24 protein-coding genes are annotated in these 20,548 nt (G+C 53.3%); 9 read left to right on the forward strand and 15 right to left on the reverse strand.

The window, feature by feature from the left end; genetic code table 11:
• Window positions 1-13 precede the first annotated feature (13 nt).
• The 3 genes from DOQ08_RS04725 to DOQ08_RS04735 form a co-directional block, all read right to left on the reverse strand.
• Complete coding sequence (locus DOQ08_RS04725; protein ID WP_114333718.1) at window positions 14-448, reverse strand: TIGR01244 family sulfur transferase; 435 nt, start codon at window positions 446-448, stop codon at window positions 14-16.
• 77 nt (window positions 449-525) lie between these two features.
• The gene (locus DOQ08_RS04730; RefSeq protein ID WP_114333719.1) at window positions 526-951 is read right to left on the reverse strand and encodes a DUF6691 family protein; all 426 of its coding nucleotides are present in this window, start codon (window positions 949-951) and stop codon (window positions 526-528) included.
• Window positions 952-955: 4 nt separating this feature from the next.
• A complete protein-coding gene (locus DOQ08_RS04735) occupies window positions 956-1,393 on the reverse strand; it encodes a YeeE/YedE family protein (RefSeq protein WP_114333720.1) in 438 nt (145 codons plus the stop codon).
• Window positions 1,394-1,743: 350 nt separating this feature from the next.
• Between DOQ08_RS04735 and DOQ08_RS04740 the strand changes: the two genes are divergently transcribed.
• Entirely contained in the window at window positions 1,744-2,166 is a 423-nt protein-coding gene (locus tag DOQ08_RS04740; RefSeq protein WP_114333721.1) for a phasin family protein, read from the forward strand.
• An 8-nt stretch (window positions 2,167-2,174) separates the two neighbouring features.
• Here DOQ08_RS04740 and DOQ08_RS04745 read toward each other — a convergent pair whose 3' ends face one another.
• The 10 genes from DOQ08_RS04745 to DOQ08_RS04790 form a co-directional block, all read right to left on the reverse strand.
• Window positions 2,175-2,804 carry a TetR/AcrR family transcriptional regulator gene (locus tag DOQ08_RS04745; RefSeq protein WP_114333722.1) on the reverse strand — a complete coding sequence of 210 codons (630 nt, stop codon included), beginning with the start codon at window positions 2,802-2,804 and terminating at the stop codon, window positions 2,175-2,177.
• Window positions 2,805-2,821: 17 nt separating this feature from the next.
• Complete coding sequence (gene xthA, locus DOQ08_RS04750) at window positions 2,822-3,634, reverse strand: exodeoxyribonuclease III (RefSeq protein WP_114333905.1); 813 nt, start codon at window positions 3,632-3,634, stop codon at window positions 2,822-2,824.
• An 88-nt stretch (window positions 3,635-3,722) separates the two neighbouring features.
• Complete coding sequence (locus DOQ08_RS04755) at window positions 3,723-4,460, reverse strand: hypothetical protein (protein WP_227537487.1); 738 nt, start codon at window positions 4,458-4,460, stop codon at window positions 3,723-3,725.
• Entirely contained in the window at window positions 4,457-4,981 is a 525-nt protein-coding gene (locus tag DOQ08_RS04760) for a DUF2878 domain-containing protein (protein WP_114333723.1), read from the reverse strand. The genes DOQ08_RS04755 and DOQ08_RS04760 overlap by 4 nt, the downstream gene beginning before the upstream one ends.
• The gene (locus tag DOQ08_RS04765; RefSeq protein ID WP_114333724.1) at window positions 4,978-6,252 is read right to left on the reverse strand and encodes an SAM-dependent methyltransferase; all 1,275 of its coding nucleotides are present in this window, start codon (window positions 6,250-6,252) and stop codon (window positions 4,978-4,980) included. The genes DOQ08_RS04760 and DOQ08_RS04765 overlap by 4 nt, the downstream gene beginning before the upstream one ends.
• Entirely contained in the window at window positions 6,240-7,124 is an 885-nt protein-coding gene (locus DOQ08_RS04770; RefSeq protein WP_114333725.1) for a DUF1365 domain-containing protein, read from the reverse strand. Before DOQ08_RS04770 ends, DOQ08_RS04765 begins: the two co-directional genes overlap by 13 nt.
• Before the next feature lie 2 nt (window positions 7,125-7,126).
• Entirely contained in the window at window positions 7,127-8,392 is a 1,266-nt protein-coding gene (locus DOQ08_RS04775) for an NAD(P)/FAD-dependent oxidoreductase (RefSeq protein WP_114333726.1), read from the reverse strand.
• 26 nt (window positions 8,393-8,418) lie between these two features.
• Window positions 8,419-9,207 (reverse strand): SDR family NAD(P)-dependent oxidoreductase, encoded by a 789-nt coding sequence (locus DOQ08_RS04780; RefSeq protein ID WP_114333727.1) that lies wholly within the window; start codon window positions 9,205-9,207, stop codon window positions 8,419-8,421.
• Window positions 9,204-9,674, reverse strand: a complete 471-nt coding sequence (locus DOQ08_RS04785; protein ID WP_114333728.1) for a nuclear transport factor 2 family protein — start codon at window positions 9,672-9,674, stop codon at window positions 9,204-9,206. Before DOQ08_RS04785 ends, DOQ08_RS04780 begins: the two co-directional genes overlap by 4 nt.
• Entirely contained in the window at window positions 9,671-10,633 is a 963-nt protein-coding gene (locus tag DOQ08_RS04790; protein WP_114333729.1) for an acyl-CoA desaturase, read from the reverse strand. Before DOQ08_RS04790 ends, DOQ08_RS04785 begins: the two co-directional genes overlap by 4 nt.
• Before the next feature lie 8 nt (window positions 10,634-10,641).
• Between DOQ08_RS04790 and DOQ08_RS04795 the strand changes: the two genes are divergently transcribed.
• Window positions 10,642-11,658 (forward strand): NAD(P)/FAD-dependent oxidoreductase, encoded by a 1,017-nt coding sequence (locus tag DOQ08_RS04795; RefSeq protein ID WP_114333730.1) that lies wholly within the window; start codon window positions 10,642-10,644, stop codon window positions 11,656-11,658.
• Between the two features lie 14 nt (window positions 11,659-11,672).
• Here the strand turns inward: DOQ08_RS04795 and DOQ08_RS04800 are convergent, their stop codons facing one another.
• Window positions 11,673-13,151, reverse strand: coding sequence for an HD domain-containing protein (locus DOQ08_RS04800; protein WP_114333731.1), 1,479 nt, complete (start codon window positions 13,149-13,151; stop codon window positions 11,673-11,675).
• A 114-nt stretch (window positions 13,152-13,265) separates the two neighbouring features.
• Here DOQ08_RS04800 and DOQ08_RS04805 point away from each other — a divergent pair, with 114 nt between their 5' ends.
• The 7 genes from DOQ08_RS04805 to DOQ08_RS04835 all read left to right on the forward strand — a co-directional run bounded on the left by DOQ08_RS04805 (window position 13,266) and on the right by DOQ08_RS04835 (window position 18,773).
• Window positions 13,266-14,474: a PP2C family protein-serine/threonine phosphatase gene (locus DOQ08_RS04805; RefSeq protein ID WP_114333732.1), complete on the forward strand. Its 1,209-nt coding sequence runs from the start codon at window positions 13,266-13,268 to the stop codon at window positions 14,472-14,474.
• A 15-nt stretch (window positions 14,475-14,489) separates the two neighbouring features.
• Window positions 14,490-14,981 (forward strand): STAS domain-containing protein, encoded by a 492-nt coding sequence (locus DOQ08_RS04810; protein ID WP_114333733.1) that lies wholly within the window; start codon window positions 14,490-14,492, stop codon window positions 14,979-14,981.
• An 80-nt stretch (window positions 14,982-15,061) separates the two neighbouring features.
• Window positions 15,062-16,093 carry an NAD(P)H-dependent glycerol-3-phosphate dehydrogenase gene (locus DOQ08_RS04815; RefSeq protein ID WP_227537520.1) on the forward strand — a complete coding sequence of 344 codons (1,032 nt, stop codon included), beginning with the start codon at window positions 15,062-15,064 and terminating at the stop codon, window positions 16,091-16,093.
• 27 nt (window positions 16,094-16,120) lie between these two features.
• Complete coding sequence (sixA, locus tag DOQ08_RS04820) at window positions 16,121-16,570, forward strand: phosphohistidine phosphatase SixA (RefSeq protein ID WP_114333735.1); 450 nt, start codon at window positions 16,121-16,123, stop codon at window positions 16,568-16,570.
• A gap of 44 nt (window positions 16,571-16,614) precedes the next feature.
• Entirely contained in the window at window positions 16,615-17,511 is an 897-nt protein-coding gene (locus tag DOQ08_RS04825) for a radical SAM protein (protein WP_114333736.1), read from the forward strand.
• 33 nt (window positions 17,512-17,544) lie between these two features.
• Window positions 17,545-18,111: a DUF1285 domain-containing protein gene (locus tag DOQ08_RS04830; RefSeq protein WP_114333737.1), complete on the forward strand. Its 567-nt coding sequence runs from the start codon at window positions 17,545-17,547 to the stop codon at window positions 18,109-18,111.
• A gap of 200 nt (window positions 18,112-18,311) precedes the next feature.
• Window positions 18,312-18,773 (forward strand): FKBP-type peptidyl-prolyl cis-trans isomerase, encoded by a 462-nt coding sequence (locus DOQ08_RS04835; RefSeq protein WP_114333738.1) that lies wholly within the window; start codon window positions 18,312-18,314, stop codon window positions 18,771-18,773.
• A 115-nt stretch (window positions 18,774-18,888) separates the two neighbouring features.
• Here the strand turns inward: DOQ08_RS04835 and DOQ08_RS04840 are convergent, their stop codons facing one another.
• Entirely contained in the window at window positions 18,889-20,541 is a 1,653-nt protein-coding gene (locus DOQ08_RS04840) for an electron transfer flavoprotein-ubiquinone oxidoreductase (RefSeq protein ID WP_114333739.1), read from the reverse strand.
• Window positions 20,542-20,548: the final 7 nt, after the last annotated feature.

A 20,548-nucleotide genomic window follows, 5' to 3' on the forward strand; every position in this document is an offset into this window, starting at 1 on the left:
CGGTTGTGGGGTGTTAACTTTGGTGGTTCTGCTGCTGCGTATGCATACGGCCAATTAGCCCGGTGAGATCATAACCGGCTTGATAAGCTTTCGAGAGCAAGTCTTGTGGATCTTGTTCCCGGGCTGAACTCAGCGCCCACAATACTGCGCTGCGCGTGCCAGACCGACAAAAGGCCAAAGCAGGCTTTTCCGCTGCCTTGAACATAGGTGCAAACGCATCGACATCTTCATCAGTAATATGGCCTGATGCAACAGGCAGATACACCCATTTTAACCCATGTTCCTCGGCGCTTGCTTTGATGTCGGTCATTGGTGGCTGACCAAATTCTTCACCGTCGGGGCGGTTAGCGATCAGGGTCTTGAAACCAAGGCGGGCAATTTCAGGGATGTCTTCGATGGCAATCTGGGGCGCGACAGACATAGTGTCGTCAATTCTTCTGATATCCATGGGGCTTCTCCAAAGGTTGGATTAGCCGGGCTAGTGATAAGCCCGGCACGGATACGAGCGAAATCGCTGGAATCGCGTCAGGATTGTGCACGTTTCCGTTCGATGAGTTCAAAGAGCATCATACCTGCCACCATGGACGCGACAAAGACTATCCCTTTAATTTCGCCGGCACCAACCGCAACCAGCGCAGGCCCCGGGCAGAAGCCAGCAACGCCCCAGCCCACACCGAACATTAAACTGCCGCCAACCAGGCGTTTATCAATCTTGGTGCTGGTTGGCAGTTTCATATTGAAGCCAAGCAACGATAAGGTACGTTTTTTGGCAACCGTGAAAGCCACCAAGCCTACAAGAATCGCGCCGCCCATAACCAGTGCGAGTGATGGATCCCAGAGGCCCGCAAGATCAAGAAAGCCCAGCACTTTGGCGGGGTTAGCCAAGCCGGAAACAAGAAGGCCCAAACCAAAGATCAGACCAGCAATCAGAGAGGTCAGGTTGTATTTCATGAAATCAGGCTCCGATCAGGTGGCGAATAACGTACACAGTAATAAAACCCGTTGCCATAAAGCTCAGAGTGGCAACCAGCGAGCGAGGCGACAGCCTTGATAGCCCGCACACGCCGTGACCACTGGTGCACCCGGAACCATAGCGCGTGCCAACACCCACAAGCAGACCTGCAATGATAATAGCCGGGAAGCCCGCATCGACTTCAATTGGCGGTAATTCACCAAACAGCTTCCAAACGATCGGGGTTCCGATCAAACCACCGAGAAACGCCATGCGCCAGAGCATATCGTTGCGCGTAGGGGATAACAGTCCACCCAGAATTCCGCTAATACCGGCAATGCGGCCGTTCAACAACAAAAAGCTGGCGGCGGCAAGGCCGACCAGAATACCGCCAGCTAGAGCGCTGACGGGGGTGAATTGACTCCAAGCAATGTCTATCATGCACAACTCCGATAAAGTGTTCGTTTTGGAATAAGCATATAATAACAGGAAATAAGCTCAAAAAAAGCCCGGCTTGGGAGGCCGGGCAGAGGCGTGCGAGTAGTATCCATGAAAGACTTCCAGACAAACCGGCATCAACGGGGACACCGGTATTGAGAAGTATTGACCATATTTCGTACAACTCAAGCTTTGCCCCGATTCCTTTGAAAACATTTCTTCATATGTTTGCGTTCTTTATATTGCGGCCCGTCGCTATGCGGGTTTCAGCGGGGTGCCGCAATCACTGCAATCAAAAGGTGGGTGTAATATAATGCCTAATTAATCCTATTGCTCGTATTTAAGAGGTACTCATGTCTGAGCACGATGACCAAACACCCGAGACAGATCCGCAGCTGCCGGGAAAGATTAAGGACTCTGCTCGCCAGATCTGGCTGGCCGGGCTTGGTGCCTTCACCAAAGCCGAGGAAGATGCCGGTAAATTCTTCGACCGCCTGGTTCAGGAAGGCGAACAGCTTGAATCAAAAACCCGGGGCGTTGTCGGTAAGCAGATCCGCACGGTAGAAGATCGGGTTGGCGAAGTACGCGAGCGTGCAACCGGCACTTGGGATAAACTTGAACATATGTTCGACCAACGGGTTTCGGGAGCCTTACGCCGACTGGGTATTCATCGTAAGGAAGACATTCAGGCACTAGAGAGCCGTATTGAATACCTGGAAGCCGAGCTGGCCAAACTCCGTGGAAGTTCATCGAATGATAACGATGAAGAGGAATAAGTTGAGCCTTACAGATACGTCTCGCTGATCAGTCTGACTTCCTCTTTGTGATCTTCGGTAAGATGGGGCAGTATCAGGTGCAAGATCTGATACACCCCTTTACCGGGATCGACGAAATCCCGATCATCCAGATGCGAGAGTGTGTCGAAGCTGCTCCAGTAGCAAACGGTCAGAGTGAGCTGCTGGCACAGGGCGTCTAGCTCTGACGGGCCGCTCACCATCAAACCCTGCCGTTTAAAGCTGGTGCACAGCGACTCGAAAGCCTGAGTTTTCTTCTTGAGTATCCGCCGAAAGCGCACTTGTAGCTGTTCGTATCGAGACAGCACGTTCACCAGGTCCTGGTACAGGAACCGATAGCGGGCAACTGCTTCGAACAAGAGGTGCAGGAAGAAGCTGAACTGGTCTACAGGTACGTCCGCATTGCTCGGAACTGCGAGCAAATCCAGCATTTCAGCTTCAAAGCTTTCGAAGAGCTCTTCAACAATGTCGCCTTTACTTTTGAAGTGGTAGTAAAGGTTGCCCGGACTGATGTCCAACTCATCCGAGATCAACAGGGTGGTGACGTTTGGCTCACCCAAGCTGTTGAAAAGCTGCAAGCTGGTGTTCAGTATCCTGTCCCTGGTTTTTATTTTCTTCATGGCGGATTGTCAGCCTATCAGAGTTCGAAACTGGCCCAGATCGGGCAGTGGTCAGAGGGGCGCTCCATAGCCCGAATCTCATAACTGACGCCGGCATCTTTGGCTTTGGGCAAAAGGCTGTCGTTGGCCATAACAAGGTCGATGCGAAGGCCCCGCTTGGGCTCGCGCTCAAAGCCTTTGCTGCGGTAATCAAACCAGCTGTAGGTATCGGCTTCTTCGGGGTTCAAGTGCCGGAACACATCGGTAAATCCGCGCGCCTCAACTTGCCCCAACCATTCCCGCTCTTCCGGCAAGAAGCTGCATTTGCCGGAACGTAGCCAGCGTTTAGCGTTGTCCGGGCCAATTCCGATGTCTTTGTCGGTTGGCGAGATGTTCATATCACCCATCAGGACAACGTGGCCAGGGCGTTTGTTTAGTTCGTCTAACAAATCCATCAGATCGGCGTAGAATTTTTGTTTGGCCGGGAATTTGGTGGGGTGGTCTCGATTTTCCCCTTGCGGGAAGTAGCCGTTTATAACCGTAAGCGGTTCGCCGTTGACGGTGAAGTGCCCGGTAATGAGCCGGCGCTGCGCGTCTTCGTCATCGGTTGGGTAACCTTTCACCACCTCATCGGGCGCTTGTTTAGAAAGCAGCGCGACACCGTAGTGGGTCTTCTGACCATGAAAATGCACGTGGTATCCGAGCTCCCGAATGGCCTCCTCGGGGAATTCTTCATCCCTGACCTTGGTTTCTTGAAGCCCTATGAAATCAGGGTTCAGCTGGTCAATAACAGCCTCGAGTTGGTGCAAGCGAGTGCGGATACTGTTCACGTTGAACGACACGAACATCATGGTCATGGAATCTCCGAATCAGTTTGGCCCGGAGTTTACCACACCAAGGGGGCATAACCGTTTGGCCGAACGGCCGCACGGGAGAACTTTACAAAGTCAGGTCGCAGCCCGGGTATTGGGTAATGCGATAGCGAAGGAGTGCGGTGTAGTTTGTTTCGCGGTTAGCCCGGATGTTGGTTAGTCCCTGATAGTGGGTCAATGCGCCGTTTTGGTTGTAGCCCAGAATGATGGGATCAACCAGAAACCGCAAAACCAGACTGGTGGGGCGAATCTGCACCGCCACATCGGCGTCGATCATCGTGTTTGGTGCTGGCTCCAGAACAAATCCGTAGTGATCCCCGCGGGTGGGAGCCAGAAAGCGGAAAGGGATCGATTTCCCGGCGGTGACATCTTGCCAGTTAGCCCTGACAAACTGATCGAAACCGGCATCGACAACCAAACGATTATCGTAGCTCACGCGGAAGCGTCTTGGGCTTTCAACTGGGGTTTGCCAGTCAACGATGAGTTGTGTTGAATCCGGGTAAGAAATCTCCAACGATTCGCCAAAGTCCGGCTGGCTGAAATCGACTCTGGGTCGGCTGGGGTGTTCGCCATATTGCAATGTTTTGAAGGCAAAGCGGCGATCGTCGGAGCCTTTGTGGTAAGTCACGGAATGCTCTCTGGGTTCAAACCCTGTTTCCGAGCAGTTTCCTGTTACCTGGTGCCGCTCCTCGTAGAGTTCTTTTTGGCTGTCGATTGATTGGGCTGTTCCAACAAATTCAAATGTGGCGGCCGCAGCCAATCCGGTCGTCAGAATACACATTGCACCCACAGCCCATCGAATCATGAGGCGAGCCTTAAGGTCAGATGTTTACGAATAAGCAGCAACAGCGGGAACAGAACGAGCCAGCCGGCTGCGATGGCCAGCAGGGAAATGGTTTGGTCAGGAAGGGTCACCGCACCCAGCTTGCTGGCGGACCAATAGGCAAACGACCCGGCAGGGGGAGCCAGAACGTACGGAAGCCACGCTCGCTGAGCAACCCAGCTTAGTGAATGGCACAAGGTCGTCATGAAAAGGCCCCAGATGGCAATAAGCCATATTGGTGCAAATGGAGGCGTTTCCGCACCTTCGAGGGCAAGAATGCCAGCCTGCAACCACAGCGAATCCAGCAAGCTGCCAAGTACGATACCAATCGCGATGAAGAGAAATTCTGACCTTCGGCGAGTGCTTACCCATAACATGTGTAAGGCCAGGATCACCACGGCCACCGCCGCAGCTGCATGGCCAGGGTACAACACACAAAGGAGCCAGCCGGCCTGAAACAGTACAAAATTGAGGGTGTTGCGACCGGTTTTCGACTGAATCATGTAACGTTAATGGCGCTGTGCTTGTTGGCGGGCTTGGCCATGACTACATGAGCAACACCGATGGCCCGTTCGCTGAAGCCCGCTTCGCAGTAGGCAAAATAGAACTGCCATAAGCGCTGGAACTGTGTGTCGTAACCTTGCTCCGCCAGTGCCTCCCTTTTAGCCATGAAGCGTTCGCACCAATCGTGCAGTGTCCGGGCGTAATGGAAACCGAAATCGTCTACTTGCGTCAGTACCAGGTCGGAGCCTCGGCTCATCGAGCCCAAAATGGCGCCAAAAGACGGGATAAAGCTGCCCGGGAATATGTAGCGTTGAATAAAGTCGACGTTTTTTAAGGCGCGTTCATAACGCTGTTCCGGCATGTTGATGGCTTGAACCAACGCAAGACCACATGGTTTGAGCAGGGCGCTGATTTGGCTCAGGTAACTGTCCAGAAACTCGGGGCCAACCGCTTCAATCATTTCGATCGATACCAGTTTGTCGAATTGGCCGCTCAGGTCGCGATAATCGTCAAATAACAGGGTGATCTTGTCTTCCAGACCTTCGGCTTGGACGCGCTCTTTAGCCAGTTCCAGCTGCTCTTTGGAAATCGTTGTGGTGGTTACGCGGCAGCCGTAGTGCTTGGCCGCGTGTATGGCGAAGCCTCCCCAGCCGGTGCCGATTTCCATTACGTGATCGTCGGGCTGCAAATCCAGTTTTTGGCAGATCACATCGAGTTTATGAACAGCAGCTTCGTCGAGCGACGCGTCTTGGCTAGGATAGATTGCCGATGAGTACATCATGGTCGGATCAAGAAACTGACTGAATAAATCGTTGCCCAGATCATAGTGGGCACTGATGTTTTTTCGGGAGCCTTCGGGCGTGTTCCTGTTCAACCAATGCAGACCTTTCAGTGCAGGTTTGCTAATCCAGCTGAATTTGTCCTCGAACGCGTTCATGGTGTCTAGATTGCGAGTGAAAAACCGCAGTAAGGCCACAAGGTCCGGAGAGCTCCAGTCGCCCGCGACGAATGCCTCTGCCGCTCCCACGCTGCCGCCGGTCACTAAGTCTCGCCAAGTGCTGTGATTGTGAATGATCAGCTCGGCTGAAGGGTAAGCCGTATCGTTGTCGCCAAACACCAGATCATCGAAGCCCGCTTCTCGAATTCGGAGAGAACCTTTGCCGAGTTGCCCCAACTGATGACAAACCAGCCGCTTCGCCACACGACTGATCAATGGTAGACGCCCGGTCGGCAGGCTTGTTTTGCTGGTGGCGGTGTTCACGTTCTCCATGAGGTTACCCTTCCTGTTAAAGTTGTTTCGGAATGCGACTCGGTGATGTCTCTGCCCAGATCTTCTGTTCCCCTGCGAAAATCTGACGCTTGAGCGTCTAGCTTGTCCGGGTGGGTATAGAAGGGGGTGCCTTTCAGTTTTAGTTTCAAGGCATTCCAATAAATACCGGCTACCCCTTTAAGGGTTTCCAGCGGAAACCTGCGAAGGCTCTTATGAAGGGTTATACGGTTCAAGGCGGTACGTTGGACTACCAACGTGGCATCAAAATGTTTTTGCTGTTCCTGCTCCACGTTCATGTGGATGCGCAGTTCGGGACCCCGAAAGCTGAACAGCCACTGATAATGCTGGTCCATACCGTTGAAGGGTGAGACATGGAAGCGCTTGCTGAACGCGAAACGCTCGGTTTGCCATTGCCCGGAATGGGGGCCGGGCTGTTGGCATTCCAGACAGTACACGTGCCGCTCTTTCCACGGAGTATTGGTGATCTGGGCGAGGATGACTTTAGGCACATCGCCGCGGCTCGGGTTTTGGTCATGTTCGTAGCACAGATAAAAACTGACCGGGTTAAAGATGTGGCCGAAATACCTTGGGTGGGTAATGAGTTGAATGGGACCATCCGGTCGCCAGCCGGTAGCCGCTAGAACCCGTTGATTGACCGCTTCGCGTAAATTCGGCTCGTCGGGATCCAGGTAATCCTTACGACGTAGCCCCATCCAGTTAAACCGTTCCAGCGAGAATAGCGGGCTGGTATCAGTGACTGTGTTCCAGTCATCGACATCCAGTGCCAGCATGCCAATGTTGTAGCTAAACTGGTGTTGTGTCGGTAACTTACGCCTGTGTCTTATAGTGCCCTCTAGCCATTCGGTGGCCATGCTCAGAGCTCCACACCAAAGGCTTTCGCCACCCGTAGCGCGCTACGAACACCGTCCTCATGGAAACCGTTGAACCAGTAGGCACCGCAAAAATGGGTGCGGTTATGGTCACCAATTTCGTGGTAACGGTCTTGAGCGTTTACCGCATCCATCGTAAACACCGGGTGGTCGTATTCGAAGCGTTTGATGATTTTCTCAGGATCGATATCCCGGTTACGGTTCAGGGTGACACAAAAGGTTTCCGGCGCGTCTTCAAAGTTCTGAAGGATATTCATGTTGTAGGTGACCGATACCGGTTGAGTACTGTGTTCCGGCAACCTGTAATTCCATGCGGCCCACGCCAGCGAATTTGAGGGCAATACACTGGCATCGGTGTGGAGTACCACATCATTTTTCTGGTAGCCGATTGCGCCGAGAATGGCTTGCTCTTTTTCGGTCGGGTTGCTCAGCATTGCCAAGGCTTGATCGCTGTGACAAGCAAGAATGACCTGATCGAATCGATGGCTTTGGCCATTCGAAACGATGCTGACGCCGTCTTCGTCACGCTGGATTTCCGATACTGGGCTGTTGAGATGTGTTTTGTCCCCGAGTCGTTCCATCATCCGTGTTACGTAGGTGGCCGAGCCCCCGGAAATGACCCGCCAGGTTGGCCGGTCATCCACAGACAACATGCCGTGGTTATTAAAAAACTGCAGGAAAAAACGAATCGGGAATTGTTCGAGAACAAGCTCCGGGGCAGACCAGATTGCCGCGCCCATGGGCACGATGTAGTGCTTTCGGAAGTAAAGGCTGTAGCGATTTCGGTTTAAATATTCGCCCAAGGTTTCACCTTCGGGGATTTGACCATCCGCCAGATCGGCCCGGGATTCCTTATTGAATCGGAGAATCTCTCTGACCATTTTCAGGAACTTGAGGTTAAACAGATTTCTGCGCTGCGCAAAAAGCGTGTTCAGGCTGGTGCCGTTGTACTGCAATCCGGTGACTTGGGAATCCACGCTAAAACTCATGGTGCTAACTTCGGAGGCGACTCCCAGCCGATCCATTAACTTAATGAAATTAGGGTAGGTCCAGTCGTTGAACACAATAAAACCGGTATTCACCGGCCAGGTTTTTCCACCCAATGGGACCTGTTCGGTATTGGTATGCCCCCCTGCGTAATCGGCGGCCTCGAAGAGTTCAATATCGTGATGTTCGCTGAGCATCCACGCTGCGGTTAAGCCTGACACTCCGGCCCCGATTACTGCAATCCGTTGGCGTTCCTGATTCATCAATGCATTTCCTGTAGCAGATCTGTTCAAACGTGGTTTTCTGATCTTCGAGCCATAGAGGCCGCTATACGGTCAATCACCCTCTGTGGTAAACAGCCAAGTGCTTTCAGAGTCCATGCGAAGCGTCGGGGAAAGGCAATTTCCCGTTTGCCTTTGGCGAGGCCTTGGTGAATGCGGCGTGCGGCTTCGTCGGCACTGACCATAAAGGGCATGGGGAAATCGTTTCGGTCGGTTAAAGGGGTTTTTACAAAACCGGGGGAAACCACGACAACCTCAATTCCTTCTGCTGCCAAATCCGCTCGCAGGGATTGGGCGAAATAGGTAAGGGCAGCCTTGGAAGCGCCATAGCCCTCGGCCCGACTGAAGGGAAACCACCAGGCGGAGGAGCTGACAATCACGACACTGGCCGGATTACCCTTGGCCCGAGTGGCCCGCAGTGCCGGTAGGGCAATATCCAGACAACGGGCGGTGCCCAGCACATTAGTGGTGAGGTTGGCCTCGATCACTGAGCTGTCGTACTCCGCTACTTCCAGGTATTCGCACGTGCCTGCGTTCAAAATGACCATGTCCAAATCGCCAAAATGAGTCAATGAACCGGCGAGCGACGAAAGTTCTTCCCGATTGGTTGTATCGGCCACTGCGGTATGGATCTGTTCAGGCCATTCCTCGGCCAGGGCATCTAGAGGTTGCTGGCGCCGACCACTAATCACCAGTTTGTGCCCATATTTGGCCAGCTCGCGCACCAGCGCCTCACCTATGCCAGACGACGCACCCGTCAGCCAGATGTTGGAATCAGACAACACGCGCTTGTTCATCCCGCGTGCCTCTTGACCCAGCGTATCGCGCCTCCCACTACCGGTAGGTGCTCGTAAAGGAGTTCACCCGCATCGAAGTAATCCCGATGAGAATGTACCTTTCCATTGCGAATGACCAAGTGGCTCATGCCTTCGACGTAAACAGGCTTGCCGCGTTGAATACGCTTGTGGCTTAGCTCCATTACCCAAGGGATACAGCACCGAGGGTGCTGCAAGATAGGGTCCCCGAAACGGAACTGGCATCGAATAACGTTTTGGTAGGCGCTTGCCAGGTATTCGGTGAGGGCATCAAGCCCTGTCACCTGCCCGAACGGGTCTTGAAACTCGATGTCTTCAGCGTACACCGCAGCCAGTTCATGCAGGTGGCCTTTATCCAATTTGTTGTAAAGGCCGCAAAAGGCGCTCAGCGTTATTTGCATGGTCCTGTCTTTGGAGCCAACTTCCACAACGTTATCTGGAGGAGTCATTGTTTTGGCTTCCTTGATCGGTTTTGGTCAGTGGCCAGCGTTTCTCTAACGATGTGCGGCGGAATGGGTGCCAAGTCCCAAATAATACCGAGCTTGGAAAGCAACCAAAGGCCGTACCAAGTGATATCGATCTCATACCAACGAAACCCCTGACGGGCAGACTGTGGCCAGCGGTGATGATTGTTGTGCCAGCCTTCGCCCAGCGTGAGCAACGCTAGCCAGAAGTTGTTACGGCTGTCGTCATTCGTGTCGAAGCGGCGTTTGCCCCAAACATGGGACAATGAGTTAATGGACACGGTGGCGTGGAACAGTGCGACGGTTGAAATAAAGAAGCCCCAAACGAGCAACTGCAAACCGTTAGTCTCGAGGCCCGGTGCCCATTTGGCCAACGCCTCTCCGAAAAGATAGATCAATACGGCGAAGACCGCGGGAACCAGCGAATCAAAGCGGTTGATGAACCGAAGTTCCGGAAATTTGAGCCAATCCCGAACTCGACGTTCATCCATAACAAAACCGGCGTCGCAGGTGAACCAGCCCATATGCGACCACCAAAAACCGCCATGGTGCGGAGAGTGCAGATCTTCGGGGTGGTCAGAATGCTGGTGATGGTGGCGGTGGTGCGCCGCCCACCAAAGGGGGCCTCGCTGGGCGGAACTGGCTCCGAGAATGCCAAAAATGAACTGCGCTGTGCGGCTGGTTTTGAAAGATTTATGAGCAAAATACCGGTGGTAGAAGGCTGTGATCGAAAACATTCGCACCACGAAAAACGCGGCAGCGAAGCCGAGAGCAAAGGCACTGGTTCCGGTATACAGTGCAAGAAGACAGGCAACGTGCAAGGCTAAAAACGGAAGGATCCTGACGATGTTGAGCTTTCGGCATTGGGTGTCGAGGTGATCCAAACCCGCTTCAGAGTCGAACCATCTTAGAATGTTTGTAAACAAATCATTAACTCGGGTCATATTGAACCATGGACAGTGAAACCTTAGATACTTCTAGCATACGCAACGTTGCCGTCATCGGATCAGGAATGGCGGGATTAACCGCAGCTATTATGCTTGGCAAATCAGGCCAACAGGTGAAGGTGTTTGAAAAAAGCCGGGGGCCGGGTGGTCGGATGTCATCGAAAAGGGTGCCAGGCGGGGCTGTAGATGTGGGTGCGCAGTACTTTACGGGCCGGAATCCGGCGTTTCTCGATTTTTTGGAAAACTATGCCGGAGCGGATCGTTTCGGGCCGTGGCACGGGACATTTGGCTTTCAGAGTGCGCAAGAAGGCTGGCAGCCGTTTCCTGACGAAACCCGTTACGTGGGTATTCCGAGGATGACCGCGATAACCCGTGGGCTTTCCGACCATGTGGAATTGACGCCTCAGGTTCGCATCGCCCGCCTGAATCGAATGGGTACGCGCTGGCAACTCATCTGCACAGAGGGCAAGGATCACGGAGAGTTTGATCAAGTGGTGATAACTGCGCCTCCTGCTCAGACTCAAGAACTACTGGCGGCGAGCGGGCTGACGCAATTGCTGAGTGAATCCCAAGCTCCGGGCGGCGACATACTGCCTTGTTGGGCGGTTGCGGTGCATTTTTCGGAGGCACCTGCGGCCAGATTCGACGCAATGCGGCCTGATTCTGACGTGCTGTATTGGGTCGCAAACAATTCCTCAAAGCCGGGCCGGAGCGATGCGAGTCCGTGGTGGGTGCTTCATGCGACCCCTGAGTGGACCGAAGCCAATGTGGATGCGACACCCGAAGCGGTCAGTAACGAGTTGCTGGCGGCGTTCAGGCAGTTAACCGGCTTTGACGGAACCCCGGTTGAGTTGGTTACGCATCGTTGGCTGTATGCGCGTTCAGCATCTTCCGAACAGCCAGGCTTTGTATGGGACAAAGGGCAGGGCGTGGGTATCGCCGGTGATTGGCTTGAAGGTGGGCGCGTTGAAGGTGCGTGGGAAAGTGCCAGCCAGCTAGCAGAGGCTATGCAGGCTGGCTGATGTGGCCATCGGCGTTATCGGGTGAGGTCCGGTGCTGCTGCGACATCGGGCTGCCTATAAAAGTGGATGATGGTGCCGTCCTCGAATTTTGAAAAGAACGCGCTCACGTCGGTAATCTTTTTAAGTGAGCGTTTTCGGGTAATCGGGTCTTTTTTGAGCACTTTGATCCCGTTGAAGTTGTCCTGAATGTTGGAGAACCGGGCTTTCATGGTGCAGGTGACCACGTCGTCTGCCGATAACCCCAGCTCGCCCGCCAGCCAGTTACTATGATTCTGGATCTCTGCTTTGCTTAAATTCTCACGCGTATCCAAATGCTTGAGCTTGACCCGGTTAACGATCAGGAACGAGTAACTCTTGGGTTGCTTGCGGGCAACTTTACGGAACGCTTCCCAGAAGAAGCTGTCTGTCAGTTCGGCAAAAAAGCTCATATCGCTGAGGCAGGTGTCAATCCACTCAAAGCTTTCAGGGTCTTCCAACACTTCGTTAATGGCTTCCCGAAGGAGCCAGTCAAAGCCAAGGGCAGTTTTGTGGCCGTATACTTTGCGATACATCTGGTAGCGGCTGTAAACGAAATCCTCCAGAGCGCCCAACCCTTTCTGGGTGATGGCAAGCCCCATCCAGGGTTCCGAAACATCCCAGCCAAAGCGCAAGTTGCTCAGCAAGTGGTCCAGATTAAACCCACCGATGGTTACGGAACTGTGGAAGCCATCCCGGAGCATGTAATCGGCTCGGTCTGCATCAATTTCACCAGACACGATAGACGACAACAAACCCATCACCATCTCCGGCACTTCTTGGTCGCCCTTGGATTCTGCGAGTGTCTGATCGCCCGCAATGAAAGCAAGGAAGGTATGGGCGTGGCGGCAGAAGGTATCACTCGGCGTTACCTGGGTGGTTTCCATAATGCCAATGATGTCTTCGACATACAGGCCAGCCGCCTCCAGATCGACTGACGAAAGCACCTCATGGGCCACCCGCACTGAGTAGTGTTCGTGCTCCAGCTCTTCCGGCTCCTCGGCGTGATAACGGCTGAAATCTTCGCCCCGCCAAAGCTCACGAAAGCGCTCCGGGCGGGACATAAGTTCCCGAATTCGCCGGGCCTGAGTGAACTGATGAGAAAAACTGGAATGCCCGCTGTCGTGCAACAGGCAGCCTAAACGAATGATTTTGGCGAGGTAATCAATGGCATCGAGTTGATTGAGGCTCAGCTCCGTTTGCTCGCTTAGCTGCCGTTCCCGTAGGTAGGCGTCAATCATGGCGCGGAACATGCGAGTACCCACGTGCATCACACCTATGCTGTGCAGGAAACGGGAGTGGGTCGCCCCCGGAAACACCAAACTGAGGATGTCGTTCTGGCAGATATTACGTAAACGCTGGAACAGAGGGTGGTCAATAACCTGAATTTCGTGCCGGTAAAGCGGGATTCCGCCGTGGACAGGGTCCATGATCAGTTTGTCGTAGGCACCCAAAAGGTCGTTGACGGCACGTCGCATAGTTACAAATCCCCCAAAAAGATCAGTATGGCCTTGTTATATCACAAGGTCATGCCAGAATAGACGTTATAACGCCTGTTTTTCTTTTACCGCTGGTAGTTTAGGGCAACTAACATGAACTCGCGCACCGAGCGCATTTTGATCATTGACGCCGATAAACGGGCCCGCTCGGACCTGTCAAGATACCTGGAAGCCCGAGGCTTCTATGTGAGTGCTTGTCCGGATATTGGTGCGGCCCGCAGCTTGTTCACCGAGAACATTCCCGACGTCATTTTTGCCGACTTGCCCCCCGGTGTTATCGAAGACCTCAATCGCCGCCTGGACTCGATCGGCAGCTATACGCCCATTGTCGCTTATACCGATAGTACCTCCAGTATCGAGGTGGTCGAGCTGCTTCGCGCAGGCGCCGAGGACATTGTGCTCAAGCCCTGTCATGACAGCAAAGACGTGTTGGATGATGTCATCGAAAAACTGTTCGACCGGATTCGCGTGAATCGCCTTAACAAGCTTTATCGGGAAGAGCTTGAAGAAGCGAACGTCGATCTCCGTAGCGGTATTGCCGAACTTCGGGCAGATCAAAACGCAGGCCGGAAGGTGCAGCTGAAAATGCTGCCTGACCATCGTCAGGAAATTTGCGGGCTGCATGCCGATTACCTGATCAAACCGTCTTTGTACTTGAGCGGTGATTTCCTGGACTACATCCGGCTAACGCAAGACAAAGTCCTGGTGTACATCGCCGATGTATCCGGCCACGGTGCAAGCTCCGCGTTCGTCACGGTATTGCTCAAAAACCTGACCAACCGGCTGAAGCGCAATCTGCGGCGACAGTCCAGCGATGACATCATGCATCCGCAACGCATTCTGGAGCGTATTAACTCAGAGTTGATGGACACCGGGTTGGGCAAACACGTGACTGTGTTTGTCGGCATTATTACGTTGTCTGAGCGAACACTGAGTTACGCGGTGGGGGCGCATTTCCCCATGCCCATATTGTCTTTTGACGATGGCGAGACACGGTTTTTGGAAGGCAGCGGCCTGCCCGTCGGTTTATTTGAAGACCCGGAGTGGGAGTTATATCAGGTTAAACTTGACCGGCCGTTCCGGCTTTTACTGTTCTCGGATGGCATTTTGGAAGTCATTCCAGACAAAAGTCTTGATGAAAAGGAGCGTACGCTACTTGAACTCGTATCAGGAGGTAGTCACACTATCGCATCGCTGAGCGAGGCTTTGGGGTTAAAAAACATCTCGGAGCTGCCAGACGATATAGCGATAGTATCGGTAACTGACCAGTTAACTGGTTCAGATCAAACGTCGTCGACTTAGTGGCACTGTAAAAAAATGGCTGGTTATAAAATCCTGCAAGCAGATAAGCAGGGAATATACGTCCTGAAGTTTATTGGAGAAATCCGGCTGAACCTGTGTTCGACGCTGGACAATCTCGTCGAGTCCATCACCCGGGACCCGGACTTCAAAACGGTCGTGATCGATCTCACTGAAACGGAGATCGTTGATAGTACAACGCTCGGGCTGCTAGCCAAGATAGCGTTGGCGGCATACAAACAGAGCCACTTTCTTCCGACTCTGATATCTACTAATCCTGATGTCACACGCATCATCTCGTCTATGGGCTTCGACAAGATTTTTATCATTGTTCGCGAACCCGCTTCCCGCATTGAAGACCTTGAAGAAATTCCTGTCCTGAAGGCCAGCGAACAACAAGTTCGCGAAAAAGTGCTCGACGCTCACAAGGTGTTGATGGGCATGAACAGCAAAAACCGGGAAGAATTCAAGAACCTCGTCAAAGCACTTGAGTGTGAAGAGCCCGGCTGATTCAACCTTCCAAAGCCGGGTCTTGCCTGACACGAACCTACGGAAACACTATGCCAGAAAACGTAACGCCGGAATCTGATGTGGCGAAAAAGCAAAACGTTGCAGTCCTTGGTGGCGGCAGTTTCGGAACTGCTATGGCCAAGGTGCTTGGTGAGAATGGCCATGCCGTGCATTTTTGGATGCGCGACGAAGGGCAGGTTGAAGAAATACGCACCACCCGTATAAATGCACGCTACATGCCCGACATCGTTCTTGAAGGCGAGATCTTGCCCACAACGGATCTCGCTAAAGCCGTCGAAAGCGCCGATGTGGTTTTTGTGGCCATTCCGTCGAAGGCGTTCCGTTCGGTGATTCGAGACAACAGCGGCGTGTTCAAAGACGACCAGATTGTCGTCAGCCTGACCAAAGGCATTGAACAACAAGGCTTCAAGCTGATGAGCGAAATTCTGCTTGAAGAAATTCCGCGCTGCCGATCCGGTGTACTGAGCGGGCCCAACCTGGCGGGCGAGATCGTTAACCGTGAGTTGACTGCAACGGTAATTGCCGCGAAAGATCCGGCTGTTCGCCATACTGTGCAGGAGTTACTTGGCTGCGATTACTTCCGGGTGTACGCCAACGTTGATGTTTACGGGGTTGAGTTGGCGGGTGCTCTTAAAAACATCTACGCCATCGTGGCTGGGTTGGCATCGGCTCAAAATCTTGGCGAGAACGCCAAAGCCATGCTGATTACTCGTGGGCTGGCGGAAATGAGCCGGTTTGCGGTGAGCCTGGGAGCTAACCCGATGACCTTCATGGGATTAGCCGGCGTGGGCGATCTGATTGCTACCTGCACCTCGAGCAAAAGCCGGAACTTTCGGGTGGGCTACGCCGTGGGTACGGGCAAGAAACTGGATGAAGCGGCTGAAGAATTGGGTCAGGTTGCAGAAGGCATCTATACTCTTAAGTTAGTAAGAGAGAAATCTGAAGCGATTGGCATTCACATGCCGTTGGTACGAGGGTTGTACGAGATTCTATACAACGATGCGCCGATTGAGGTCGTTATCAAAAATCTGATGAATGCCGTTCAAAACTCGGATGTAGAATTCATTCTGCCTCGTACAGTGGCCCAGTAATCCAGCGAACTGGACGAGGAGAGTCTTATGCAACTGATCATCATGCGCCACGGTGAGGCAGGCAGGCACTCCCTTGATCACGAGCGGGAGCTGACCGAAGTCGGGCGAAAGCAGGCCGCCAATGTGGCGGAGAAAATTGCGCAATCCGATTCCAAACCCAGCGTTATTTGGTGTAGTCCATACATCCGCGCACGGCAGACGGCGGCTATCGTCGGCGACATACTGGGCGTTCCTGTGAAAGAGAAATCCTTCATCACACCGGATGATGACCCGGGGCGGTGTCTGGATGCGTTGCTCGAAAACAAAGAGTCGCCGTTGATGCTGGTATCCCACATGCCCCTGGTGGGCAGTCTCACCACGCTGTTATCGGACGGCCACCGCAATGGCATGCCGTTCATGACGGCACAGGCGGTTGTGCTCGATATGCCGGTGGTAGGCCCGGACTGTGCCACCTTGAAAACTCAGTTTTTGCCCTGATTGTTCTTCCTGCCGTCCTTATTTCTCTAGATTACTGAGCCGTTATGTACAGTTTTCCGATTGAATACATTGAGCCCGTCTTTCGGCCGCCAAGTGAAGCAAAGTCTCTCATCTTACCGGTGACGAATGGCTGCTCGTGGAACCAATGTACGTTCTGCGAGATGTATACCCAGCCCCAAAAGAAATTCCGAGCCAGAAAGCCTGCGGATGTTCGGGCGGACATAGAAAAAGCAGCCAAGGCATTCGGCAGCGTTCCCCGGGTATTTCTGGCCGATGGCGATGCCATGGTATTGCCGACACGACGGTTACTCGAAATCCTCCACGAATTGAAAGAGGCTTTTCCGGGGCTGCAGCGAGTCTCCAGTTACTGTTTGCCACGAAATTTGGCTAAGAAGTCCGTCGAGGACTTGATAGCTCTTCGTGAAGCTGGATTGGGCATTCTGTACGTTGGCATGGAGTCCGGTGACGACGAAGTACTGCGCCGAATCAATAAAGGCGAGACCTGGGAATCTACCCGTTCAGCCCTGGAAAAGATCAAACAAGCGGGCTTAACCAGTTCCGTGATGGTGCTTAACGGGCTAGGCGGTAAAACCTTGTCACGTCAGCACGCGATTAACACCGCGACTTTGTGTAACGAAACCCAGCCGGATTTTCTGTCGACATTGGTTGTCAGTTTTCCTCAGGGCGAAGAACGCTTCCGTGAGGGGTTTGGCGACGATTTCGAGCCGCTTGATCAGCGTGGGCTGTTTGAAGAAATTCAAGTGTTCCTCGAGCACTTAGAGCTGGAGAACACCACCTTCCGAAGCGATCATGCCTCGAACTATCTGGTGCTCAAAGGGACGTTAGGCCAAGACAAACAGCGCTTACTGGATCAGGTGAATCTCGCCATCACCAAGCCGGGTGCCGTACCTTTGAGGCCAGAGTCTATGCGAGGTCTGTGATATGGCCCGTTCCCAAGTAAAAGGAGTTCACCCGTGAGCACAAAGCCAGAAGACATTGCCAAGGTTGTTAGCGAGCACTCGAATGAGCGCAGCCTGCCGCCGCTGGATAAATGGAACCCGGAGCTATCCGGAGACATGGATCTTGTGATCACGCGTGATGGCCAGTGGGTTTTCAAGGGCAACCCGATTGAGCGGGAAGCCATAGTGAAGCTTTTCTCGACCATTTTACGCCGTGAAGACGACGGTCACTATTATCTTGTCACCCCTGTCGAAAAATGGCGTATTCAGGTAGAAGATACACCCTTGCTGGCGCACACGCTCACAGCAGCGGGAGAAGGCGAGAACCAAATCCTGAGTCTCACAACCAACATGGGTGAAACCCTAGAAGTTGGCAGCGACCATGTTTTGCGGGTTGAAAGCTATCCCGATTCCGAGGAGCCCAGGCCCACAATTCTTGTGCGTCATGGGGTTGAAGCCCGCCTGCAAACCAGTGCTTTTTACGATTTGGTGGCGGTTGCTGAAGAGCACGAGATCGACGGAATCACCGTTGTAGGTGTGATGAGTCGCGGAAATTTCTGGAAAATCGGGCAGGGCGGTTGAAAAGCCCTGAGCCGTCTCCATAAATGAAGGTAGAAAACGCAGTCTGTCACTTGTTAAACTGTGGTTTCTTTCTTGTTATCGAGCCAGGCTCTCTAACGAGGCCGGTGGTCGTTAGTCCCTCTGTGCAGTGCATCTGTTCACGTTCCTTTCGATTACCTCCATTTTAAATACATAGTCACTGCGACTTGCAAGGAGATCACATGGCCCAACCACGTGTTGTCACCATCCATTACACGCTTACCAACGACCAGGGAGAGCAGCTTGACTCCTCCCGTGTAGAAGGCCGTGAGCCTCTGTCTTACCTGGAAGGTGCACAGAACATCATCGGTGGACTGGAAAGCGCACTGAACGAAAAGAACGCTGGCGATCAGGTTAAAGTGTCTGTAGCGCCTGCTGAAGGCTACGGCGAAGTTAACGAAGAGCTGATCCAGCCTGTTCCTCGCTCCGCTTTCGAAGGTGTAGACACCATCGAGCCGGGCATGCAGTTCCAAGCACAGACTCCGGGCGGCCCTCAGGTTGTTCGTGTTGTTGAAGTGAGCGAAGAAACTGTCACGATCGATGCAAACCACCCGCTGGCGGGTGAGACTCTGCACTTCGACGTGGAAGTTGTAGAAGCTCGCGAAGCAACTGACGAAGAGCAAGAGCACGGTCACGTGCACTGATCTCTTCCGAAAGGTTGATCAAAAACGGCTCCTTTGGGAGCCGTTTTTTTTATGTTTGTAAAACGCAAAAAAGCCGGGAAAATCCCGGCTTTTTTGGTTATATCAGAACATTTTCTTACATGTTCGGATAATTTGGTCCGCCACTGCCTTCTGGCGTCACCCAAGTGATGTTCTGTGAAGGATCCTTGATGTCACAGGTCTTACAGTGCACACAGTTCTGGGCGTTAATCTGGAACTTCTTGCCGCTTCCGTCTTCGGCCTCAACCACTTCGTACACGCCAGCCGGGCAGTAACGCTGCGCAGGCTCGTCGTACTTCGGCAGGTTAACCTGCAACGGAATATCCGGGTCGGTCAGCTTCAAGTGAATCGGCTGATCTTCCTCGTGGTTAGTGTTCGAAATGAACACAGAGGTCAAGCGGTCGAAGGTCAACACGTTATCCGGCTTCGGATAGTTGATCGGCTTGCACTCAGCGGCAGGCTTCATGGTTGCGTAATCCGGCGTGGTATCACGGAACGTGAACGGCAGGCTGCCGCGCAGGATGTTCTGTTCAACGAAGGCAATAGCGCCGCCAACGAAGTTGCCGAATTTGTGCATGGCCGGGCCAAAGTTACGCTCAGCGTATAGCTCTTTGTACAACCAGCTGTCTTCAAAACGCTTCGCGAAGCTGGTGATCTCTTCGCCGTTTTTGCCTTCTTTCAACGCTTCAAATACCGCTTCAGCGCCCAACAGGCCAGACTTCATGGCGGTGTGGGAACCTTTAATCTTGGAGCTGTTCAGCGTACCGGCGTCACAGCCCAGCAGCAGACCACCCGGGAAGCTCATCTTCGGCAGAGCGTTGTAGCCGCCTTTGGTGATAGCGCGAGCACCGTAAGCAACGCGTTTACCGCCTTCCAGGTACTTCTTCACTTCTGGGTGATGCTTGAGGCGCTGGAACTCTTCAAACGGGCTCAGGTGCGGGTTGCTGTAAGACAGGTCCGTGATCAGACCCACATACACCTGACCACCTTCCAGGTGATACAGGAAAGAACCGCCGGTAGAGCCGGATTCGTTCAGCGGCCAGCCAGTGGTGTGAACAACCAGGCCTGGCTCGTGCTTAGCCGGATCGATGTCCCACAGTTCTTTGATGCCGATGCCGTAATGCTGTGGATCTTTGCCTTCGTCGAGCTTGAAATCGTTAATCAGGCGCTTGCCCAGGTGACCACGACAGCCTTCGGTGAACAGGGTGTACTTGGCGCGCAGTTCCATGCCCGGCATGTAGCCGTCTTTCTGGGAGCCGTCACGGGCTACGCCCATATCGCCAGTGATAATACCTTTAACCTGGCCATCTTCTACGATGGTTTCTGAAGCGGCGAAGCCTGGGTATACCTCTACGCCCAGCTGTTCGGCCTGTTCGGCCAACCAGCGGCACAGGTTGCCAAGGCTGATGATGTAGTTGCCGTGGTTGTGCATGTTCTTGGGCACAAACGCGTTCGGAATCTTGGTGGCTTTTTCCTGATCTTTCAGCAGGAAAATATCGTCCCGGGTAACCGGAGTGTTCAGAGGCGCGCCTCTTTCTTTCCAGTCAGGGAAGAGTTCGTTCAGAGCGGTCGGTTCGAAAACGGTACCGGCGAGGATATGTGCACCAACCTCGGAACCTTTCTCTACTACACAAACAGTCAGTTCTTCACCGGCTTCCTGGGCCAGTTGCATGACTCGGCAGGCTGCCGACAGTCCCGCAGGGCCGCCGCCTACGATCAGAACATCAAATTCCATCGATTCGCGTTCCACGTTGGTC

It is taken from the genome of Marinobacter litoralis (genome assembly GCF_003336705.1).
In the GTDB taxonomy this organism is placed as follows: Bacteria; Pseudomonadota; Gammaproteobacteria; order Pseudomonadales; family Oleiphilaceae; genus Marinobacter; species Marinobacter litoralis.